The following is a 17,295-nucleotide window of genomic DNA, read 5'->3' on the forward strand; positions in this document are numbered from 1 at the left end:
GTACATATATTGGATGGGTTAAAACAGCCGTTTTTAGCTAAGCTGTTATCGACTGTTTTACTCAGAGCTGCCAATCATTCACAGTCAGGTTGAGACTCTGGAACAGAGATTTGCGGATTACCTCTTTAATCAGGCCGTTACTAAAAAAAGTTAAGTTTAAAACGTACAAAGGTACGGGTGTCAAAGCGGTTATTCACTTCAAACTCCGTGTATTCAGAAAGCAGGTTTTGTACAACCAGCTCTACCACCCCTTCTGATTTTCCATAGTGGAATTTTTTCGCTATACGGGCATCAAGTCTGCTGTAGGCTGGCAGAAATGAGCCCTTGAACCAGTCGACCGAGGTTTGCCGATAAAAGGCTAGGCTACCTTCGACATCATTACCAAAGTCATGGTTTACCAAGGCGCTGAGACTGTGTTCTGGAACGCGGTCGTTTCTGAAAAACAACTCGTTTCTTAACGGACGGCGAAGGTAGTTGCCCTCTGCATCTGCATAAGCGTAGGCCAGATGGAGCCAGGTATGATCCCAGGGTTGGACTCTCCACTGTAGATCCAGTCCTTGTGTGCGCCAGCTGTCTTCGTTGGTATTGGCAAATGCGGCGTTGCCAAAAGCCGGGTTTTCAATCCCGGGTTCAATTTCGACTCTTACATCGCCAATAGCATTATCCACTTCTTCAAGGTATAGCTTGAGGTCCAAGCTGGAGTGCCATTGTGGATAAGTGTGAATAAACCCGACTTCATAAGTCCGTACGCGTTCCGGGCTCAGCTCTTTGGGTGTGTAGGAGGTGAGATCGAGAATTGATCCGTTGCTGGGGATGGATAGATTGGCAAACTGATTCTCTTCCAGTAGTGAGGGGGTTCGAAAAGACTGGCTGATGCTGCCTCTGAGCGTAAAATCAGGGCTTAGATGCCAGTTAGCTCCTAGCCGAGGGGATAACTTGGTACCGATCAGATCATTCCGTTCAAGCATTGCACCAGCATTAAAAGTCCAGGCTGTTGTGGGTTTCCATTCGTAGTTACCGAACAGTCGCAACATCAGCTCATCGACTTCTCTGCCTGCACCAATCAGCTTGTCACTTTCCAATGATTCCCATCGGGCACCGGCTCCCCAGACAAGGCGGTTATCACCATCAATCATGATGGAATGTTCCAGTTCAGCGTCAAACCGCTCAGTGGTACCATCTTCCAGAGCCGTATCTACTAACTGATCGGGCTGACCTGTCAGGGCCTGGACTGTATCAGGAGAGACTCCAAAAAATTCAGACTCTAAAACCTGGTTGGTATGCTTCCAGCGGTGATAATTGTGATAAACCTGCAGCTTCAACTCGTTACTTTGGCTGAGTTGACGGGTCCAGATAAGCTGTTGATGACTGGTATCTACATCTCTGGGATAAAGTTCTGCAGGATCGGCGGCATTACCTACCCCAAATTGACCACTGCTTATTCCCAGTTGAATATCGAAGCTGTCAGTGAGGTTTGGGGTATAAGTACCGCGAAAATTCAGCTGCGAAATCTCACCACCATCTTCCATCAGTTGTTCAGGGTTTTCTGATTCACCATCTTCCCGGCCTAAACCGGTACCATGGTTGCGGTGATAGTTAGCCGATAGCCGATAATCGAGTTCTCCAATTTTTCCATTGTGGCGGAGGTAATGTTCTCGCGTGTTCAATGATCCGTATGTTGTCGAGAAGGTTACGCCCTGATCTTGTAAGGGTTCTCTGGTGATGATATTGATGGCGCCTAAAAATGCATTGGAGCCTTGGGTCGGGACGTTAGAACCTCTGATGACTTCTATGTGGTTAATGTCCTCCAGAGCTATTCCCAAGGCTGACCAATCAACGGTTGATAGCAGGGGAAGGTAGACGGAGCGACCATCAATCATGACCTCCAATCTGCCTGGGTGGGCGTCTCCCTGACCGTGGCTGACTACGCCAAAGGCATTTGCATGTACCTGATAGGACTGAAATCCGGGTACCAGGCGGAATAGATCGGCGATATTAACAGCCCCTGATGCTTCAATCAGCTTTCGATCGATAATCGTAATCGAAGCAGGGATATCCTTGATCTGTTGTTCCAGACGAGTTGCAGATTGTACGATTTGTAAATCTTCTATCAAATCGCTTTCAGTGAGAAGTTGATCTTCTTGGGCTACTACAATGGAAATATCCGACAACAGAATCAGTGCCGTCAAACCTGCTATTTGCCAACATTTGTGGCTCAGTGGCATGAAAGTTTTCTCATAGAAAATTATGACAATGCCTCCGTGCTGCTATTGAGGGACTTAGTGTCCAAAACAATAAGGCCAAATACCAATGGACTGGCGGATCAATCTAGCAAACAGTAGCGGGATCCTGCGCCCAATGACTTAAGCTAAACTATAGCTGATGAAAGATCTTTAGAAAAATCCATTTTTCTATCAAGTTATTGTTTTTATTCGACAGAGATCGCAGCCAACCGGGCCGTATCTCTGAATCAATTTCAATTGGATTGCTTCAAACCATATCGGCGATCTGTTTAACCAACTTTTCAATACCCGTGGCTGCGTCTGAAATAGAGTTAGCAAGCATATAGGCTGGAGTGGTAATTATTTTACGCTGATGATCGATGACAATGTTATCCACAGGGCAGGTTTGATGCTTCCCTCCCATGGATTCTATTGCTGCAGCGGTTTCTTCGTCGTTTCCTATGGTGCATAGACTGTCCTTGCCAAAAATCCTGGGTGTCATGGCTGGAGCGATACAAATTAAGCCGACAGGTTTACCTGCTTGATGTATGGCTCGGGTAAAGTCCTGAACCTGGGGATTAACGACACAGCTGGCACCGGAAATTGCAAAATCAGAAAGATTTTTTGCGGCTCCGAATCCTCCCGGGATAATCAGGCCTGCGTATTCCTCAGGATTCGCTTCAGCGAGGTCCTTGATTTCACCTCTGGCCAGGCGGGCAGACTCTACTAATACATTACGCTGCCGGTCTGGCATCACCTCTCCGGTTAGATGGTTGATGACATGGAGTTGTTCGATATTTGGAGCCATACACTGATAGGCGAGGCCCTGCCTCTCCAGGCTGAGTAGAGTCAGCACCGATTCGTAAATTTCAGAACCATCGTAGACACCACAGCCAGAAAGTATCACAGCAATCTTTTTCATTTTATTTCTCCTGTTGAAAACTGAAACCGGGGCTAGCACGCTCATGTAACAGCTACAGATTGTATTTCTAATAGGGTCCTGGTTGTCTAATATAATCTTTGTTAACCAATTAAAATCCTGTTCAATTCAGTCAGACACGCTTGATTGACCTCATTCTCTGACTAATCAAGGTACGTTACTATGCATGGCGTTGGAGTATCGTATGCAAGTATGAGTGAGCGCATGAGGACTGATTTATTATCAGGACCGCTGCGTTATTCCTGCCGATTTAGTATTCAGTGTCGTGAGTTATTCAGTATAGTTTGCAGTTATCCAGATATTGCGGTTGTCCTGACAAAAGATAACCCTGTAATCGAATGAGGAGTTGTTCGTGGCTTTTTACAATAATCAGCGATTTTTTCCTGAAACCCGTATGCGTCGCATGCGAAAAGATGATTTTTCTCGGCGAATGATGCGGGAAACAGTGCTGACTCCTAATGATCTAATCTACCCGGTGTTTGTGCTGGAGGGGGATAATCAGCGTGAAGCGGTACCTTCCATGCCTGGCGTTGATCGACTGAGTATCGATTTGCTGCTTAAGGAGGCCGGGGAGCTCGTCAGTCTGGGTGTACCCGCAGTCGCTCTTTTCCCGGTGACACCGACTGACTGTAAAACGGAATTTGCTGAAGAAGCCTATAATGCTGATGGATTGGCACAGCGTACTGTTAAAGCGCTGAAAGATGCGTATCCCGAGTTAGGGGTGATCACTGATGTGGCACTGGACCCGTTCACGACTCACGGCCAGGATGGAATTATTGACAGCAACGGCTACGTACTTAACGACAGAACAGTGGAAACCTTAGTCAAACAGGCACTATCTCACGCAGAGGCTGGGGCTGATATTGTTGCACCTTCTGACATGATGGATGGGCGTATTGGCTCCATTCGGGACGTACTGGAAGATGGAAATCATATTAATACCCGTATCCTGGCTTATAGTGCCAAGTATGCATCCAGTTACTATGGACCCTTCAGAGATGCTGTCGGTTCGGCGGGAAATCTGGGTAAAGGTAATAAATACAATTACCAGATGGATCCAGCCAATAGCGATGAAGCCTTACACGAAGTGGCGCTGGATCTGGCTGAAGGGGCTGATATGGTGATGGTTAAACCGGGCATGCCCTATCTGGATATAGTTCGTAGGGTCAAGGATGAGCTTATGGTCCCCACTTTTGTTTATCAAGTCAGTGGTGAATATGCCATGCACATGGCTGCTATCCAGAACGGTTGGCTGGATGAAGAGGCTGTCATGATGGAGTCTTTGGTTTGTATTAAACGGGCAGGCGCTGATGGCATTCTTACCTATTTTGCCAAAAGCGTTGCCCAGCTTCTCAATCGTTAGTTGTTATTCCTGGTTTGACCGGATTCGTTCTTTAATATCGCGGCGAATCCCTGACGATAATCAGCATAACGGAATTCATAGCCTTCGTTCAGTAAGCGCTGGTTAGAACAGCGCTTACTGCCGCTGCGTACTTTATCAGTCAGGCTAAAGCCTGTGTCGTCTGATTGCTCTGCCTGTTGCTCTAACTGCAGCTGGTTTCGTAACCACTGAATGATTTCGAAATAGGTGGCAGGTTTGGAATCCGAGGCAAGATAAATATCTTCGGGAAACCGGCCTGAAAGATTCAGTTCAATCAGATGTCTGAGTACACCAACGCAGTCATCCTGATGAATCCGATTACTGTAATGCACAGGGAAGGAGGGGCATTTGACTCCTTCTTTAATCCAGCGAATAAGCCGGATGTCTGAACCGTAGATACCACTGAAGCGAATTCGTGTTGTGGGGTAACCACTCTGCTGGGCGATCCGTTCTGCTTCCAGCATGACCTTTCCGGAATAACCGGTGGGATTGGTGTCACTGTATTCATCAACCCATTCACCATGGTGTTGTGCATAAATACTGGTGCTGGAAATAAAAAAAAGTCTTTGCAGAGACTGCTTCTGTTGATGCAATGCTTGAATAATATTCTTGAGACCTGCTATATAAGTGCTGCGATAGCCTTCTTCATCAGCAGAGCCCGGGGTCAGGGTTAACACGACAAAATCCAGCCCTTCAGGTAGATTGGTTAACGTATCAGGCTTGGTAATATCAGCAGCGATCCTGTGTAATGCACTCGGCAGTTGACTGGGAGTTCGCTTCAGTCCATAGCATTGGTGCCCATTTTCAGTCAGTTCAAGACCAAGCTGGGTTCCAATTTTTCCACAGCCGACGAGAAGAATTTTTGCCATTGTCATTCACCCTATTGATTGCTGCTGTTATCTTACAGGGATCTCACTGATTTAGATGCCAGAAGTGGCGGCCAAATTGACTTTGAAAAGATTGAGGCTGGTTCAGCCAGACTGGTTGTTGATAACAATCCGGCTTTAGACAAGTCGAGGTGATATAGGGAAAAGCATGACACTGACAGAGTTACGTTACATTATTGCCCTGGCTCAGGAGAGTCATTTTGGCCGAGCTGCAGAGCGTTGCTTTGTTAGTCAACCAACCCTTAGCATTGCGGTTAAAAAACTTGAAGATGAGCTGGGAGTGGCTCTGTTCGAAAGAAGTAAGAACGCTCTGCAGATGACTCCCGTAGGCGAAAGAGTTGTTGAACAGGCTCAGCGGGTATTGGAAGAAGCACAGAGTATTAAGGAGTTGGCCAAAGCAGGTCAGGATCAGCTGAAGACCCCTCTGAGGCTGGGTGCTATATACACGATCGGCCCTTATCTTTTTCCCCATCTGATTCCTCGTCTTCGGGAATTGGCACCGGAGATGCCGCTGTATCTGGAGGAGAACCTGACGGAGGTTTTAAGAGGAAAACTTCGCCGGGGTGAGTTGGATGTTATTGTTATAGCCTTGCCCTTTGAAGAGCCGGACGTTCTGGTTCGGTCACTATATGATGAGTCATTCGTTTTGTTGCTGCCTCCCGGTCATCCCTGGCGTGAACGCTCAGCTGTTCAGGCCAGTGAGATTCATAACACAAGGCTATTGATGCTTGGAGAGGGTCACTGTTTTCGTGATCAGGTGCTGGAAGCTTGCCCCAGTGTCGGTAAAGCTCCTGATTCTGAGGCCCTGGTTACCGAGGGCAGTTCACTGGAGACTATTCGGCATATGGTTGCATCGGGGCTCGGGGCCAGTGTAGTACCTTTCTCGGCAGCTACCGGTGTTAGCGGTACAGATCTTGTACAGGTGAAACCTTTTAGTGCTCCTTCGCCAATGAGAACATTGGCATTGGCATGGAGAGCAAGCTTTCCACGGCCAAAAGCAATAGATATCGTCACTGATAGTATTCGCTCATGCTCCACTGTTGCGGATAATCAGGCTGGAGCTGTGCAGATAGAAGATTCCACCAGGGCTAGAGATATGCCCGTGGAGTCTAGAGATATAGCCGGATGAGTTTGTATTCGGAACTCCGTAGTCTTGACCAAATTCCACTGACCCGGTTGAAAGGGGTTGGTGCGGCTCTGGCTGGGAAGCTTGAGAAGCTTGGACTTGAGAGTTTACAGGACTTGCTCTTTCATCTACCGATCCGATATCAGGATCGGACCCGAATTAAACCCATTGGTGAATTACGCCCCGGGGATGAGGTTGTCATACAGGGTCGAGTCAGAAACTGTGATCTGGTTCATGGTCGGCGCCGAAGTCTGCGTTGCCAAATTCAGGATGATACAGGCTCAGTCAGTCTGCGTTTTTTCCATTTTAGTGCGGCTCAAAAAAACAACCTTAAGCCCGGTATTGAGATTCGTTGCTTTGGTGAGGCGCGTGTTGGCAGCGGAGGTCTGGAGTTTTATCACCCCGAGTACAGGCAGCTCAGCGACGAAGAAGCCAGCCCTGTCGCTCAGAATCTGACCCCTATATATCCTGCCACTGAAGGTATTACACAACCTCGGATTCGTGGGCTTTGTGAGCAGGCACTGGATATGATGGAGCGCCAGGGGGGGTTAAAAGACTGGCTACCGGAGGTGCTGCAGCGTCGACATCAACTTATGGGGCTGAATGAAGCTGTCCGCTATCTTCACCGACCACCCGTAGAAGCAGACGTGTACCAACTGAGTGAAGAGCGCCATCCTGCTCAACGACGTCTTGCATTTGAAGAGTTGCTGGCTCATCACCTCAGCCTGTTACGCTTGCGCCACCAACATCAAAGTCAAGGAGCGCCGGCATTGGTTGTTAATATGGGTAGCATGGCTGTGGATAACGCTGCTGTGGATCGTTCCGCCAGCGACAGTACCAAAGGGCCTGTACCACTTGTTGAGCAGTTTCTGGCACAGTTATCCTTTCAACTGACAGGGGCACAGAAACGTGTTTACGCAGAAGTTGCCCGAGACTTGTCACAACCGCTACCGATGCTCCGACTTGTGCAAGGTGATGTAGGTTCCGGTAAAACAGTGATTGCTGCATTAGCCGCATTGCAGGCCATCGATTGCGGCTATCAAGCAGCTGTCATGGCTCCAACCGAGATTCTGGCAGAGCAGCATTTCCTGAACTTTACCAGCTGGTTCGAACCTTTGGGGCTGCAGGTCGACTGGTTAGCGGGAAAGCTGAAAGGAAAAAAGAGAATCATGGCACTTGAGCGTATAGCCGGTGGGGAAGCACAGGTGGTCGTTGGCACTCATGCACTATTTCAGCAGGATGTGAAATTCAGTCATCTGGCGCTGGTGGTGGTCGATGAACAACACCGGTTTGGTGTCCATCAACGGCTGGCATTAAGAGAAAAAGGCAGCCAGCAAGGGCGTTTACCTCATCAATTGATAATGACTGCAACACCGATACCTCGTACCCTGACAATGAGCGCCTATGCTGATTTGGATTGCTCGATAATCGATGAACTACCGGCAGGCCGCTCTCCGGTAAATACCGCACTGATTTCTGATCAGCGACGTCAGGAAGTTATCTCCAGAGTGCGAGTGGCTTGTGGAGAGGGGCGCCAGGCTTATTGGGTATGTACGCTGATTGATGAATCAGAAGTACTGGAATGTCAGGCGGCTGAAGCCACCGCCGAAGAACTTACCAGAATGCTGCCGGAACTGCGTATCGGGCTGGTGCATGGGCGACTGAAAGCCGCAGAAAAGGCAGAGATAATGGCTGCTTTTAAAGCTCATCAATTAGACCTGTTGGTTGCAACAACGGTGATTGAAGTGGGGGTCGATGTTCCTAATGCCAGCTTGATGATTATTGAAAACCCAGAGCGTCTGGGTTTGGCTCAGCTGCACCAGCTTAGAGGGCGAGTGGGTCGTGGTATGGTAGCCAGTCATTGTGTGCTTATGTACCACGCTCCCTTATCTCAACAGGGACAAGAACGTCTGAGGGTTATGAGAGAAACAACAGATGGATTCAGAATAGCTGAAAAAGATCTTGAGATTCGCGGGCCGGGAGAGGTTTTAGGAACACGGCAGACTGGGATGATGCAGTTTAGGGTCGCCAATTTAGAGCGAGATGCAGATCTGTTGACCCAGGTAAAGGCCATTGCTGGCCAGATGGACTCCGCTCCAGAGAACTGTGATGCCATTATTCGCCGCTGGCTGGGCCGGGGAGAGCAGTACGGCGGTGTTTAAACTGCCACAGGTTTTATAGAAATAATATTCAAAATTAGATTATAAAATTTTTATCTCAGTATTAATTAGTCAAAATAGCATTTTAAACTGCTTGATCCTATTCCCTGATCGCTGTTGTTACTTTGCCATATTTGCTGGCTCTGAAAGATTGGCTCAGCGTAAAATAGCGTACTTTCAGTTACGGAATTCAAATAGTGATTACAACCGAGCAACTACAGGTCATTGAAACTCAGTTGGGGCGAACCCCTCGAGGCCTTGTTGATATTGGCTACCAAACAGATCGGGGGATTCCGGTTGTATTGCAGATGCGATCATTGGTTGATGATCAGCCTTTTCCGACGCTCTACTGGCTTTCCTCTAAAGACCTGTACAAGGCGATAGCGAGATTGGAAACTGAGGGCTGGGTGAAGCGTTTGGAAGAAGAGTTAGCTGAGGATCCGGAGTTTCTCCAGTCCTACCAGCAAAATCACCGGGATTACGTAAAGCAACGTTGGCAGATGATGGCTGAAAAAGACCGCCAACGCATCGAAACGCTGGGGTTTTCTCATTTGTTCGAGCGCTATGGGATTGGTGGTATTGCCCAGTGGGATAAGGTGCGTTGCCTACATATGCACTATGCACACTATCTCTGTGGCAGTTCAGATAGCCTGAAAAATGTGATTGGTGAGCGTCTGGAGCGACAGTTCGGTCTTATGCAGCTACAGTTAACGATTTAGTACCTGTAGCTAAATCGTGCGCTGGCTGTCCAGGCAAGCTCGGTAATCATAAGGAAGGAGACAGGGCAGAAAGTACTTCTGCCCATCGCTGACGGGAATGACTAACCGCCTTGTAGGCGATGATATTTTTCCATCAGTTTATCTTCTGACTCTACGTGATCCGGGTCTTTTGGAATACAATCGACAGGGCAGACCTCTACGCACTGAGGTGTGTCATAGTGACCCACACATTCGGTGCATTTGGCCGGATCAATCTCGTAAATTTCATCGCCCGGAGTAATTGCTTCATTGGGACATTCTGGTTCACAGACGTCACAATTGATGCATTCGTCAGTAATGATCAATGCCATGTGGGTTACCTCACAATCCTATCTTTGGTCTCTTATGAGACTCTATGCTAGATGTTCTTTTAAAGCATTCTCCACGGTGGGATGTACAAATTTTGATACATCCCCTTTAAGCGCTGCTATTTCGCGAATAAGCGTGGAAGAAATAAAACTGTACTGTTCAGACGGTGTCAGAAACAGGCTTTCAATGTCAGGGGACAATGCCCGGTTCATGTTGGCCAGCTGAAATTCGTACTCGAAATCAGATACAGCTCTTAGCCCTCGCAACAAAACGTTGGCATTTTGTGTTTGCATAAAGGTAGTCAGCAGGCCATCAAAGCCACAGACTTCAACGCCTGTTCGTCCTCTCAGCACCTGTTCAGCCAATTCAATCCTTTTATCTAAGGAAAACAGAGGCTGCTTCTTGGGGCTAGCGGCAACGGCTACAATTACTTTATCAAACAACCTTCCAGCCCGCTCAATCAGATCAGTGTGGCCGTTGGTAATTGGGTCGAAGGTTCCTGGATAGACAACAATATTCATGGAGGGTTTCCACTGTTGACCGATGGGTACAAACGGGTCTATGTCGAACGCGCTGAATGGTACCGGAATTGCTGCACTGGCACAAATAGAATAGGGTCCTAAGCATATGCCCAGTCAGCTTATACGGGAATTGTAAGTACTTTTCAGCAAGAATTCCGTTATTTTCAGGTTAGGTCAGAGCTGTTGCGCTGGCAAAGACAGCTTCTGATCTGGCCACTGTCTTTCTGACGCAGTATCTGCCAGTTTTCAGGTAGTGGCAGATTTTTTAGTTCTTTTTCGACTTCGATATAGATCAGGGCCTGATCCTTAAGCAAGGCCCCCTGCTCCAACCGCTGACAGCATTTTTCCAGCATATCCTGTCTGAACGGTGGATCTAGGAACACCAGGTCATAGGTGCCGGATTCTTCAGTTTGTTGCTCCAGCCAAGCTGGGGCCGATGCTTGGATCAGTTGTACATTTTCAGCTTTAAGTAAGTTTAAATTAAGTCGTAATTGGTCAATAGCCAGCTTGGAGCTATCGATCAAGGTTGCACTGGCTGCCCCTCGGGACAGTGCTTCCAGAGCCAGTGCTCCGCTACCACTAAAAAGATCCAGGCATCGGGATCCTTCAATAGAGGGCTGTAACCAGTTAAACAGCGTTTCCCTGACCCGATCAGGAGTAGGTCTTAACCCTTCCTGGTCGGGAAAACTGAGCTTTCTTCCACGCCAGTGCCCAGCAATGATTCGAAGCGTGTTAACTCCTTTACCGGCCTTGGGAGTGCTTTGAGGGGGACTTCGACGTTGTTTACGAGGCATGCGTGACTCTACCTTAGGGAAATTGATTATCTAGTCTTTGTTGATAATCCGGACGTTCTGTTACCTCATAGCGGTAAAGTATGACCAGGTTATCATCTCGTCAGGGTGTAGCAGGTGTTTCCAATATCCAATGGTACATCTGCAGGTCAAGCAAACTGTTGATTTGCTTGCGTAATTCTTCATGACTTAACAGCTCAAGTCGCGAATCGAGTTGCTGTAGATAATCCACTGGAAGCTGGTAAAAAGCGATAGATTCCAGTTGCTCAAAAAGAAGCGATGGATTCTGACTGTTTTCATGAAGACTGTCGATCATCTTCTGTCTGGTTTCATTCAGGGTTTTATTGTCAGTTTGCAGTAAGCGCAGCTGAAGTCGTTCCATGACCGATTGAGCGGTAATTGTGTCGCTGGTATTCAGGTGTAAAAGCAGCTGACTGCGCGCCGCTAGTGTTGTCAGATCAGAATTGATATTGAGCGCAGTGGCCAGCTCCCGTATTTGCCTCAATGCGACTAACTGGTCCATAAATGCTGGAGATTCCTTACCCGCTGTATGGCGTGCCATCCATAAATGGTAGTTGCCAAGTGTTGACGTTGTGCGCTGTTGCAGGGAATAGTTTGTGGGGATAGTCGGTTGCCAGCTGTCGCTTAGGGGCAGTAATGGTAAGGTGTCCTGCAGTTGCTTTAATATCACGTCAGGGTCTGGAGAGAGCATGGCAATTCTAAGCTGTGAACGACTCAGCAACTGGTGTTTGAAGTTTTGCCAGGTGCGGTAATTACTGATCTCAACGGCTACGGAGTCTCGCAGCCATTGCTGTAACTGTAATAATGATGAGCTGGTTGACTGATTATCCAGATAACTACGCGCGGATTGCTTCTTTTGCTCTTGTTGCCACTGACTGGGATCCAGCGAGTTTTGCAGATGTGAAAAGAGTAATGTGAAAATGCTGGAAACATTATTTCTGGAAGCCTCATCAACGGGGTTTGGGATTTTCAGGGTGATTTGTAGCCGATCAGCCAGGGACCTGAGTGCTATTTCAGCCTGGTTATTGGCAATGTCCGGGAGTTGCGATAGTTGATTGAGGCTTTTATGCAACTGATTGAAGAGTAATCTTGTGTCTGGATGATCCCCCATTCTTGTTGGTGGAAGAGCAAAGCTGAAACTCAGAAAGAGGCTGTCGTCGTTACCGTTCTCAGCCCAGTAGACAGGAACTTGATGGATCTGGCGTAAACTAAGCTCTGGCAATAGCGGACGGTTACCTGATGCAGTCAATAGTACTATCGCAATTAGGGTGACAATAATAATGATATTGAGCTGTTTTCGATTAAACAGGGGTTTATCAAACATCTTCTCTACCTGAAAAGTCCTTGAGAGTTTATACCCCAATCGGGCCACTAATGGTAAGCTTATCCGCTGTTTTGTCCGCACCCGGTTATTGTGAAGGTTAGCGTGTTGACTGGGGGACGGTTAATTTCTTATGGGGATCATTGGCATCATGACATTGTGGTCGTTGTCCTGAGCTCCTGACTAATTTTTTAATTATGGATTGTTTGACTGATGAATGAATTGATTCAGGCCTTTGGTGGACCCGAAACCTTTCCCTACGTAATGGGTGGGATCGCCTTTGTTGTTGTGATACTTGCATTTTTTTGGCTGACAAAGAGCCCAAAAAGTGAGCAGGAAGGGGAAGATATTACCGAGATACCTCAGGCTGAAGGGAAAGAATCACTATCCCAGCAAACTGAGGTTGAAGTTGATTCTCCTGTCGAAGTTGATCCTCTCAAAGAGCAGCAGGCCGATGTAAAAATTGCAGGCGAAAAACTTGTTTCAGAGCCAGAGCCAGAGCCAGAGCCAGAGCCAGAGCCAGTAATTGAAGAAGCAGCAGAAGAGAAAAAGGCACGCTTCTTTACTCGCATTAAACAGGGCCTTGGCCGCACTAAAGCCAACCTGACTGCTGGTCTGTCAGACCTGTTTTTGGGAGCTAAAGAGATCGATGACGATCTGCTTGAAGAGATCGAAACTCAGCTATTGATGGCTGACGTTGGGGTGGAGGCTACAACGGAAATTGTTAACAAACTGACTGAGCGAGTTGCGCGCAAACAGTTAAATGACGCCGAGGCATTGTACGAAGCGCTTAAGCAGGAGCTTGCGGATCTGCTGGTGCATAGCAGTCACCCCTGGGCTCCTGAAACAGACAGCAAGCCCTATGTTATTTTGATGGTTGGGGTTAATGGTGTCGGTAAAACCACCACGATTGGTAAACTGGCCAAGCGTTTTCAGAGTGAAGGTCGCTCAGTCCTGCTGGCCGCCGGTGATACTTTCAGGGCAGCAGCCGTTGAGCAATTGCAGGTTTGGGGTGACCGCAATGATGTGCCTGTAGTGGCCCAACATACCGGTGCTGATAGTGCCTCTGTGATATTTGATGCGGTGCAATCGGCTAAAGCGCGTAATATTGATGTTGTTATTGCTGATACAGCCGGTCGTTTGCAGAACAAGGCTCATTTAATGACCGAGCTTGAAAAAGTTGTCCGGGTGATGCAGAAACTGGATGCTACCGCGCCTCACGAGGTGATGTTGGTATTGGATGCGGGTACCGGGCAAAATGCTTTGAGTCAGGCTAAACAGTTTGGTGATTCGGTTGGCGTTTCGGGGATCACTTTGACCAAGCTTGATGGCACTGCAAAGGGAGGTATTATCTTCGCTATTGCTAAACAGATGCCGTTACCAATCCGTTTTATTGGTGTTGGTGAGCAAATTGATGACCTTCGGCCTTTTGACGCCAATGAGTTCGTTGAGGCTCTGTTCTCCAAAGATTGATGGCTAATCGGGTGATTGAGCCATTGAATGACTAGTTGATAATAAGCAGTTGATAGAGAGCCTGGATGATTCGGTTTGATAATGTCAGTATGCGTTACCCGGGAGGGCATGAAGCCCTCAGCCAGGTAAATTTTTCCTTGGAACGAGGGGAAATGGCTTTTTTAACCGGGCATTCCGGTGCCGGAAAAAGCACGTTACTGAAGCTGATTATGCTGATGGAAAGGGCCAGCCAAGGGCAGGTAATGGTGGATGGTAATAACCTGAACCGTCTGCCCGCCCGACAGATCCCCTATTTGCGGCGGCGAATCGGGGTGGTTTTCCAGAATCATCGCTTGTTATTTGATCGTAGTGTATTTGATAACGTCGCTCTTCCATTGCTTATTTCCGGTTATGATGAGACGGATATTGGTTCCAGAGTCAGGGCTGCACTGGACAAAGTGGGGCTCCTGCGCAAAGAGAAACTGAGCCCTGTACTGCTGTCCAGTGGTGAGCAGCAACGTATAGGCATTGCCAGAGCAATCGTTAATAAACCACAGTTATTGTTAGCTGATGAGCCAACCGGTAACCTTGATCCACGCTTATCTGCGGAGATCATGGGGCTTTTTCATCAGTTCAATCAGGTGGGGGTATCGGTGCTGGTTGCCAGCCATGATTTGGATTTGATTTCCAGATTACCTCATCGAGTGATGACGTTGGATCAGGGGCGAATGTCATGACAGTAGAACGCCCCTCTGGTGCTCAAAGCCGATCCCGGCGTGGTTTAGCGGGTCAGAAACTGGCTGGCCAAAAAAATACTACTGGCCACAAAAGTGCCACTGTTCACAAGGTACAGATAGCTGATCGTGGTCGCAGCTATTTAAAACATCATCTACAAGTCGCCCGTATCAGTTGGAATCGTTTGTTGTCGGAGCCTTTGGCCACTCTTATGACCGTAATGGTGCTGGCGATAGCCCTTACTTTACCCAGTGTCCTTTATGTTGGCTTGAAGAATATACAGTCGGTAAGCTATCAATGGCAGGGGGTGACACAGATTACCCTGTTTCTGTCTGATCAGTTAAGTGAGTCAGAAGGTCGAGACTTAGCACAACAGCTGGAATCCAATGACCAGGTTAAACAGCTTGTGTATCTCTCTAAAGCTGATGCCTTGAATGAATTTAAACAGTACTCGGGTTTCTCGGAAGCGATCGATGCCTTAGATGATAACCCGTTGCCAGCCGTGATCCTTTTGGAACCCAGTGGGCAGTATTTAGAGAGGGAGCAATTGAACCTGTTAAAGGTGCAGTTGGAATCGGTAGAGGGTATTGAAGAGGCACAAGTCGATATGGCTTGGCTGGAACGTCTGTTGAGTATTACTGATCTGGCACAGCGTTTGGTACTTATACTTTCCTGCCTGCTGGGGTTTGCGGTACTTTTGGTCGTTGGGAATACTATTCGTTTAGAGATAGAAAACCGACGGGAAGAAATCCAGGTGGTGAAGCTGGTGGGTGGTACAGATGCATTTGTTCAGCGACCCTTCTTATATACCGGCTTCTGGTATGGGATTGCAGCAGGGTTTGTTGCCTGGTTATTGGTACAGGGCAGTCTCTGGTACTTATCCGGAAAAGTGAATCAACTGATTAATCTTTATCAAAGTAGTTATCAGTTGCAGGGGCTGAGTTTTGTTGCGGGGACTGTGCTGGTAACGATTAGCATCTTGATAGGTGTTGGCGGTGCCTGGCTGGCTGTTATACGCCACCTGAAAGCAATTGAGCCTACCTGAAAAATAACCCAGCGTTGCTATTTATTACAGTATAAATTTATTACAGTATAAAAAAATTTGACGAAATAGATTTTTGACAGATTAATAAATATTACTCTCGTTAATTTATAAGAGATAAACTTACTATAAAGCAATGAGCATGATGTTTGTGCTCCTGAAAACTGAATAGACTTTTGTTTATTATCTTTTAGTCTGCAGCACAGATAAAAATTATTTTAATACACTGTTAACGTTCTCCCCTGTTATTTAAAGGGCCTGCACTGCAAGGTTGCAGGCCCTCTTCAGGCTTCCTAAACGAAGTCAACATTCTCAAGCTGGTAAGTAAACACATGCCATGCATGATTTAAAACCGCTTCGGCTTGCTCTACGATAATATTGTCATCGGGTACAAGCCACCCTGCAAAGTCTGCGCGGTCATTCACGCCTTCCAGCCAATAGGTTTCACCATATTGCTTTTGTTCAATAAGGAATGAGCCAAATGTAGTGTCATCCATCAATCCGTTATAGTCTGACAGGGCGTCGCCCTGTACATTAAAATTGGTGATATTGGCGGCATTGTTAATATCCAGGTTAAGAGAGTCAATGGTAGCCTGTGACAAGCCTGCCGCGTCAAAGACAATTGCCTCATTACCGGTTGCCAGCGCTGCAGCTGTTGCTAAGCCGCCGCCCAGGCTGTGCCCGGTGAAGGATAATTGAATCGCATCCTCACCAGTCAAACCCTGTTGATTGTTGTAGTTATCCACATTCTCTTGAACAGATTGAGCGACATCAACAGCATATTCGTATTGCTCGGACTGCCCCAAAGCCTGTTCTATATCCTCGACCCAGTCCACCAGAGAAAGGGGCTCGGTCCCTTTGAAAGAAAGGACTAAATCCCCAGAGTCAGAATCTTCAAAAATTTTGTAGTCCAGACCGTCTGTTCCTATCCAGTCTATATAGCCTCCCCCTTGCGCAACCTCTTGATAGTTATCAGTAGAAAAATCTTGATTTTTAATATCATCAATACCCTGAAACAGATTCAATCCTGCTTCAGCAACCAGGTAGTCATCCCAGTCGTAGGTTTGAGAAGATAGCTTGGCGCTATCCAGTGCTCGGTTGTACTGTTCCAGAGTCAGGCCTTGTGGGAGGTTTTCTATTATTGGCATGTGGTATGCTCCTTTCACTTATTGGTTAACGATATTTCGGTGAATTTCAGAAACTACGTATGGAATAAATACGAAGTATCCCTGAATAAATCTCGAAAATTTGTCCCTGTTTACTTTGCCGCTATGTGGATAGGAAAATTTTATCAGGTCTATTTTATTGGTGATTGCGTACTCTTGAATTTTTAATTTATATAAAAGCGATGTCTTTTTTTTTAGAGCTACAGTTATATATATTTAAATTCCTTAGATATTTTATTCTGTAAGCTCTGAGGGTCTTATCTATTAATTTGGTCGTATTTTTATTGTCTGTAGATCCATTAATAGTCAACACTGTCTTAGCGTAAAACAATAACAATTTTGGCCACTATAACTGACAAAATGAGTCGTTCATTTTTTGGCAGGACGTTATTGTTGAGATTGCTGTTGAGATTGTTGCCGTTGCGGTTGAATGAGCAGCATGAGGACAGGTTCTGATATACACT

At 47.1% G+C, this 17,295-nt stretch carries 15 protein-coding genes; 7 read left to right on the top strand and 8 right to left on the bottom strand.

The genetic code is table 11. The features are described from left to right. Positions 1–140: 140 nt before the first annotated feature. Complete coding sequence (locus BGP75_RS00975) at positions 141–2,225, bottom strand: TonB-dependent siderophore receptor (protein WP_076714123.1); 2,085 nt, start codon at positions 2,223–2,225, stop codon at positions 141–143. Positions 2,226–2,490: 265 nt separating this feature from the next. Next, positions 2,491–3,144, bottom strand: coding sequence for an isoprenoid biosynthesis glyoxalase ElbB (elbB, locus tag BGP75_RS00980; RefSeq protein WP_076714125.1), 654 nt, complete (start codon positions 3,142–3,144; stop codon positions 2,491–2,493). A gap of 370 nt (positions 3,145–3,514) precedes the next feature. On the opposite strand from elbB, the gene hemB reads away from it, so the two are divergent. Beyond that, positions 3,515–4,525: a porphobilinogen synthase gene (gene hemB, locus BGP75_RS00985; protein ID WP_076714128.1), complete on the top strand. Its 1,011-nt coding sequence runs from the start codon at positions 3,515–3,517 to the stop codon at positions 4,523–4,525. On the opposite strand, the gene BGP75_RS00990 is transcribed toward hemB, so the two are convergent. Beyond that, on the bottom strand, positions 4,522–5,412 hold the full coding sequence (locus BGP75_RS00990) for an NAD(P)H-binding protein (RefSeq protein WP_158070045.1): 891 nt from the start codon (positions 5,410–5,412) through the stop codon (positions 4,522–4,524). The two genes, hemB and BGP75_RS00990, sit on opposite strands and share 4 nt — an antisense overlap. 166 nt (positions 5,413–5,578) lie before the next feature. Here BGP75_RS00990 and BGP75_RS00995 point away from each other — a divergent pair, with 166 nt between their 5' ends. The 3 genes from BGP75_RS00995 (at position 5,579) to BGP75_RS01005 (ending at position 9,434) form a co-directional block, all read left to right on the top strand. Further along, positions 5,579–6,559 (top strand): hydrogen peroxide-inducible genes activator, encoded by a 981-nt coding sequence (locus BGP75_RS00995; RefSeq protein WP_076714132.1) that lies wholly within the window; start codon positions 5,579–5,581, stop codon positions 6,557–6,559. After that, complete coding sequence (gene recG / locus BGP75_RS01000; protein WP_076714134.1) at positions 6,556–8,718, top strand: ATP-dependent DNA helicase RecG; 2,163 nt, start codon at positions 6,556–6,558, stop codon at positions 8,716–8,718. The genes BGP75_RS00995 and recG overlap by 4 nt, the downstream gene beginning before the upstream one ends. 194 nt (positions 8,719–8,912) lie before the next feature. After that, complete coding sequence (locus BGP75_RS01005; RefSeq protein WP_369832085.1) at positions 8,913–9,434, top strand: DUF501 domain-containing protein; 522 nt, start codon at positions 8,913–8,915, stop codon at positions 9,432–9,434. Positions 9,435–9,535: 101 nt separating this feature from the next. Here the strand turns inward: BGP75_RS01005 and BGP75_RS01010 are convergent, their stop codons facing one another. The 4 genes from BGP75_RS01010 to BGP75_RS01025 form a co-directional block, all read right to left on the bottom strand. Beyond that, positions 9,536–9,784 (bottom strand): YfhL family 4Fe-4S dicluster ferredoxin, encoded by a 249-nt coding sequence (locus tag BGP75_RS01010; RefSeq protein ID WP_076714138.1) that lies wholly within the window; start codon positions 9,782–9,784, stop codon positions 9,536–9,538. A gap of 42 nt (positions 9,785–9,826) precedes the next feature. Next, on the bottom strand, positions 9,827–10,303 hold the full coding sequence (gene coaD / locus BGP75_RS01015) for a pantetheine-phosphate adenylyltransferase (RefSeq protein WP_076714140.1): 477 nt from the start codon (positions 10,301–10,303) through the stop codon (positions 9,827–9,829). A 164-nt stretch (positions 10,304–10,467) separates the two neighbouring features. Beyond that, positions 10,468–11,097: a 16S rRNA (guanine(966)-N(2))-methyltransferase RsmD gene (rsmD, locus tag BGP75_RS01020; protein ID WP_076714142.1), complete on the bottom strand. Its 630-nt coding sequence runs from the start codon at positions 11,095–11,097 to the stop codon at positions 10,468–10,470. A 100-nt stretch (positions 11,098–11,197) separates the two neighbouring features. Next, positions 11,198–12,439: a hypothetical protein gene (locus tag BGP75_RS01025; RefSeq protein ID WP_076714144.1), complete on the bottom strand. Its 1,242-nt coding sequence runs from the start codon at positions 12,437–12,439 to the stop codon at positions 11,198–11,200. A 219-nt stretch (positions 12,440–12,658) separates the two neighbouring features. Between BGP75_RS01025 and ftsY the strand changes: the two genes are divergently transcribed. The 3 genes from ftsY (at position 12,659) to ftsX (ending at position 15,668) form a co-directional block, all read left to right on the top strand. Next, the gene (gene ftsY, locus BGP75_RS01030; protein ID WP_369832086.1) at positions 12,659–13,909 is read left to right on the top strand and encodes a signal recognition particle-docking protein FtsY; all 1,251 of its coding nucleotides are present in this window, start codon (positions 12,659–12,661) and stop codon (positions 13,907–13,909) included. Between the two features lie 65 nt (positions 13,910–13,974). Continuing rightward, complete coding sequence (gene ftsE, locus BGP75_RS01035) at positions 13,975–14,625, top strand: cell division ATP-binding protein FtsE (RefSeq protein WP_076714146.1); 651 nt, start codon at positions 13,975–13,977, stop codon at positions 14,623–14,625. Beyond that, a complete protein-coding gene (gene ftsX, locus BGP75_RS01040; protein ID WP_083704554.1) occupies positions 14,622–15,668 on the top strand; it encodes a permease-like cell division protein FtsX in 1,047 nt (348 codons plus the stop codon). Before ftsE ends, ftsX begins: the two co-directional genes overlap by 4 nt. 290 nt (positions 15,669–15,958) lie before the next feature. Here the strand turns inward: ftsX and BGP75_RS01045 are convergent, their stop codons facing one another. Continuing rightward, on the bottom strand, positions 15,959–16,813 hold the full coding sequence (locus BGP75_RS01045; RefSeq protein ID WP_076714148.1) for a lipase family protein: 855 nt from the start codon (positions 16,811–16,813) through the stop codon (positions 15,959–15,961). Between the last annotated feature and the right edge of the window lie 482 nt (positions 16,814–17,295).

It is taken from the genome of Motiliproteus sp. MSK22-1 (assembly GCF_001968815.1).
GTDB lineage: Bacteria > Pseudomonadota > Gammaproteobacteria > Pseudomonadales > Balneatricaceae > Motiliproteus.

Excerpts from the sequence above, each read along its gene's own strand:
- BGP75_RS00975 (WP_076714123.1), bottom strand. The coding sequence starts at position 2,225 with ATGCCACTGAGCCACAAATGTTGGCAAATAGCAGGTTTGACGGCACTG.
- BGP75_RS01045 (WP_076714148.1), bottom strand. The coding sequence starts at position 16,813 with ATGCCAATAATAGAAAACCTCCCACAAGGCCTGACTCTGGAACAGTAC.
- coaD (WP_076714140.1), bottom strand. The coding sequence starts at position 10,303 with ATGAATATTGTTGTCTATCCAGGAACCTTCGACCCAATTACCAACGGC.
- BGP75_RS01025 (WP_076714144.1), bottom strand. The coding sequence starts at position 12,439 with ATGTTTGATAAACCCCTGTTTAATCGAAAACAGCTCAATATCATTATT.
- BGP75_RS00995 (WP_076714132.1), top strand. The coding sequence starts at position 5,579 with ATGACACTGACAGAGTTACGTTACATTATTGCCCTGGCTCAGGAGAGT.
- elbB (WP_076714125.1), bottom strand. The coding sequence starts at position 3,144 with ATGAAAAAGATTGCTGTGATACTTTCTGGCTGTGGTGTCTACGATGGT.
- BGP75_RS00990 (WP_158070045.1), bottom strand. The coding sequence starts at position 5,412 with ATGGCAAAAATTCTTCTCGTCGGCTGTGGAAAAATTGGAACCCAGCTT.
- recG (WP_076714134.1), top strand. The coding sequence starts at position 6,556 with ATGAGTTTGTATTCGGAACTCCGTAGTCTTGACCAAATTCCACTGACC.
- ftsX (WP_083704554.1), top strand. The coding sequence starts at position 14,622 with ATGACAGTAGAACGCCCCTCTGGTGCTCAAAGCCGATCCCGGCGTGGT.
- rsmD (WP_076714142.1), bottom strand. The coding sequence starts at position 11,097 with ATGCCTCGTAAACAACGTCGAAGTCCCCCTCAAAGCACTCCCAAGGCC.
- BGP75_RS01010 (WP_076714138.1), bottom strand. The coding sequence starts at position 9,784 with ATGGCATTGATCATTACTGACGAATGCATCAATTGTGACGTCTGTGAA.
- ftsE (WP_076714146.1), top strand. The coding sequence starts at position 13,975 with ATGATTCGGTTTGATAATGTCAGTATGCGTTACCCGGGAGGGCATGAA.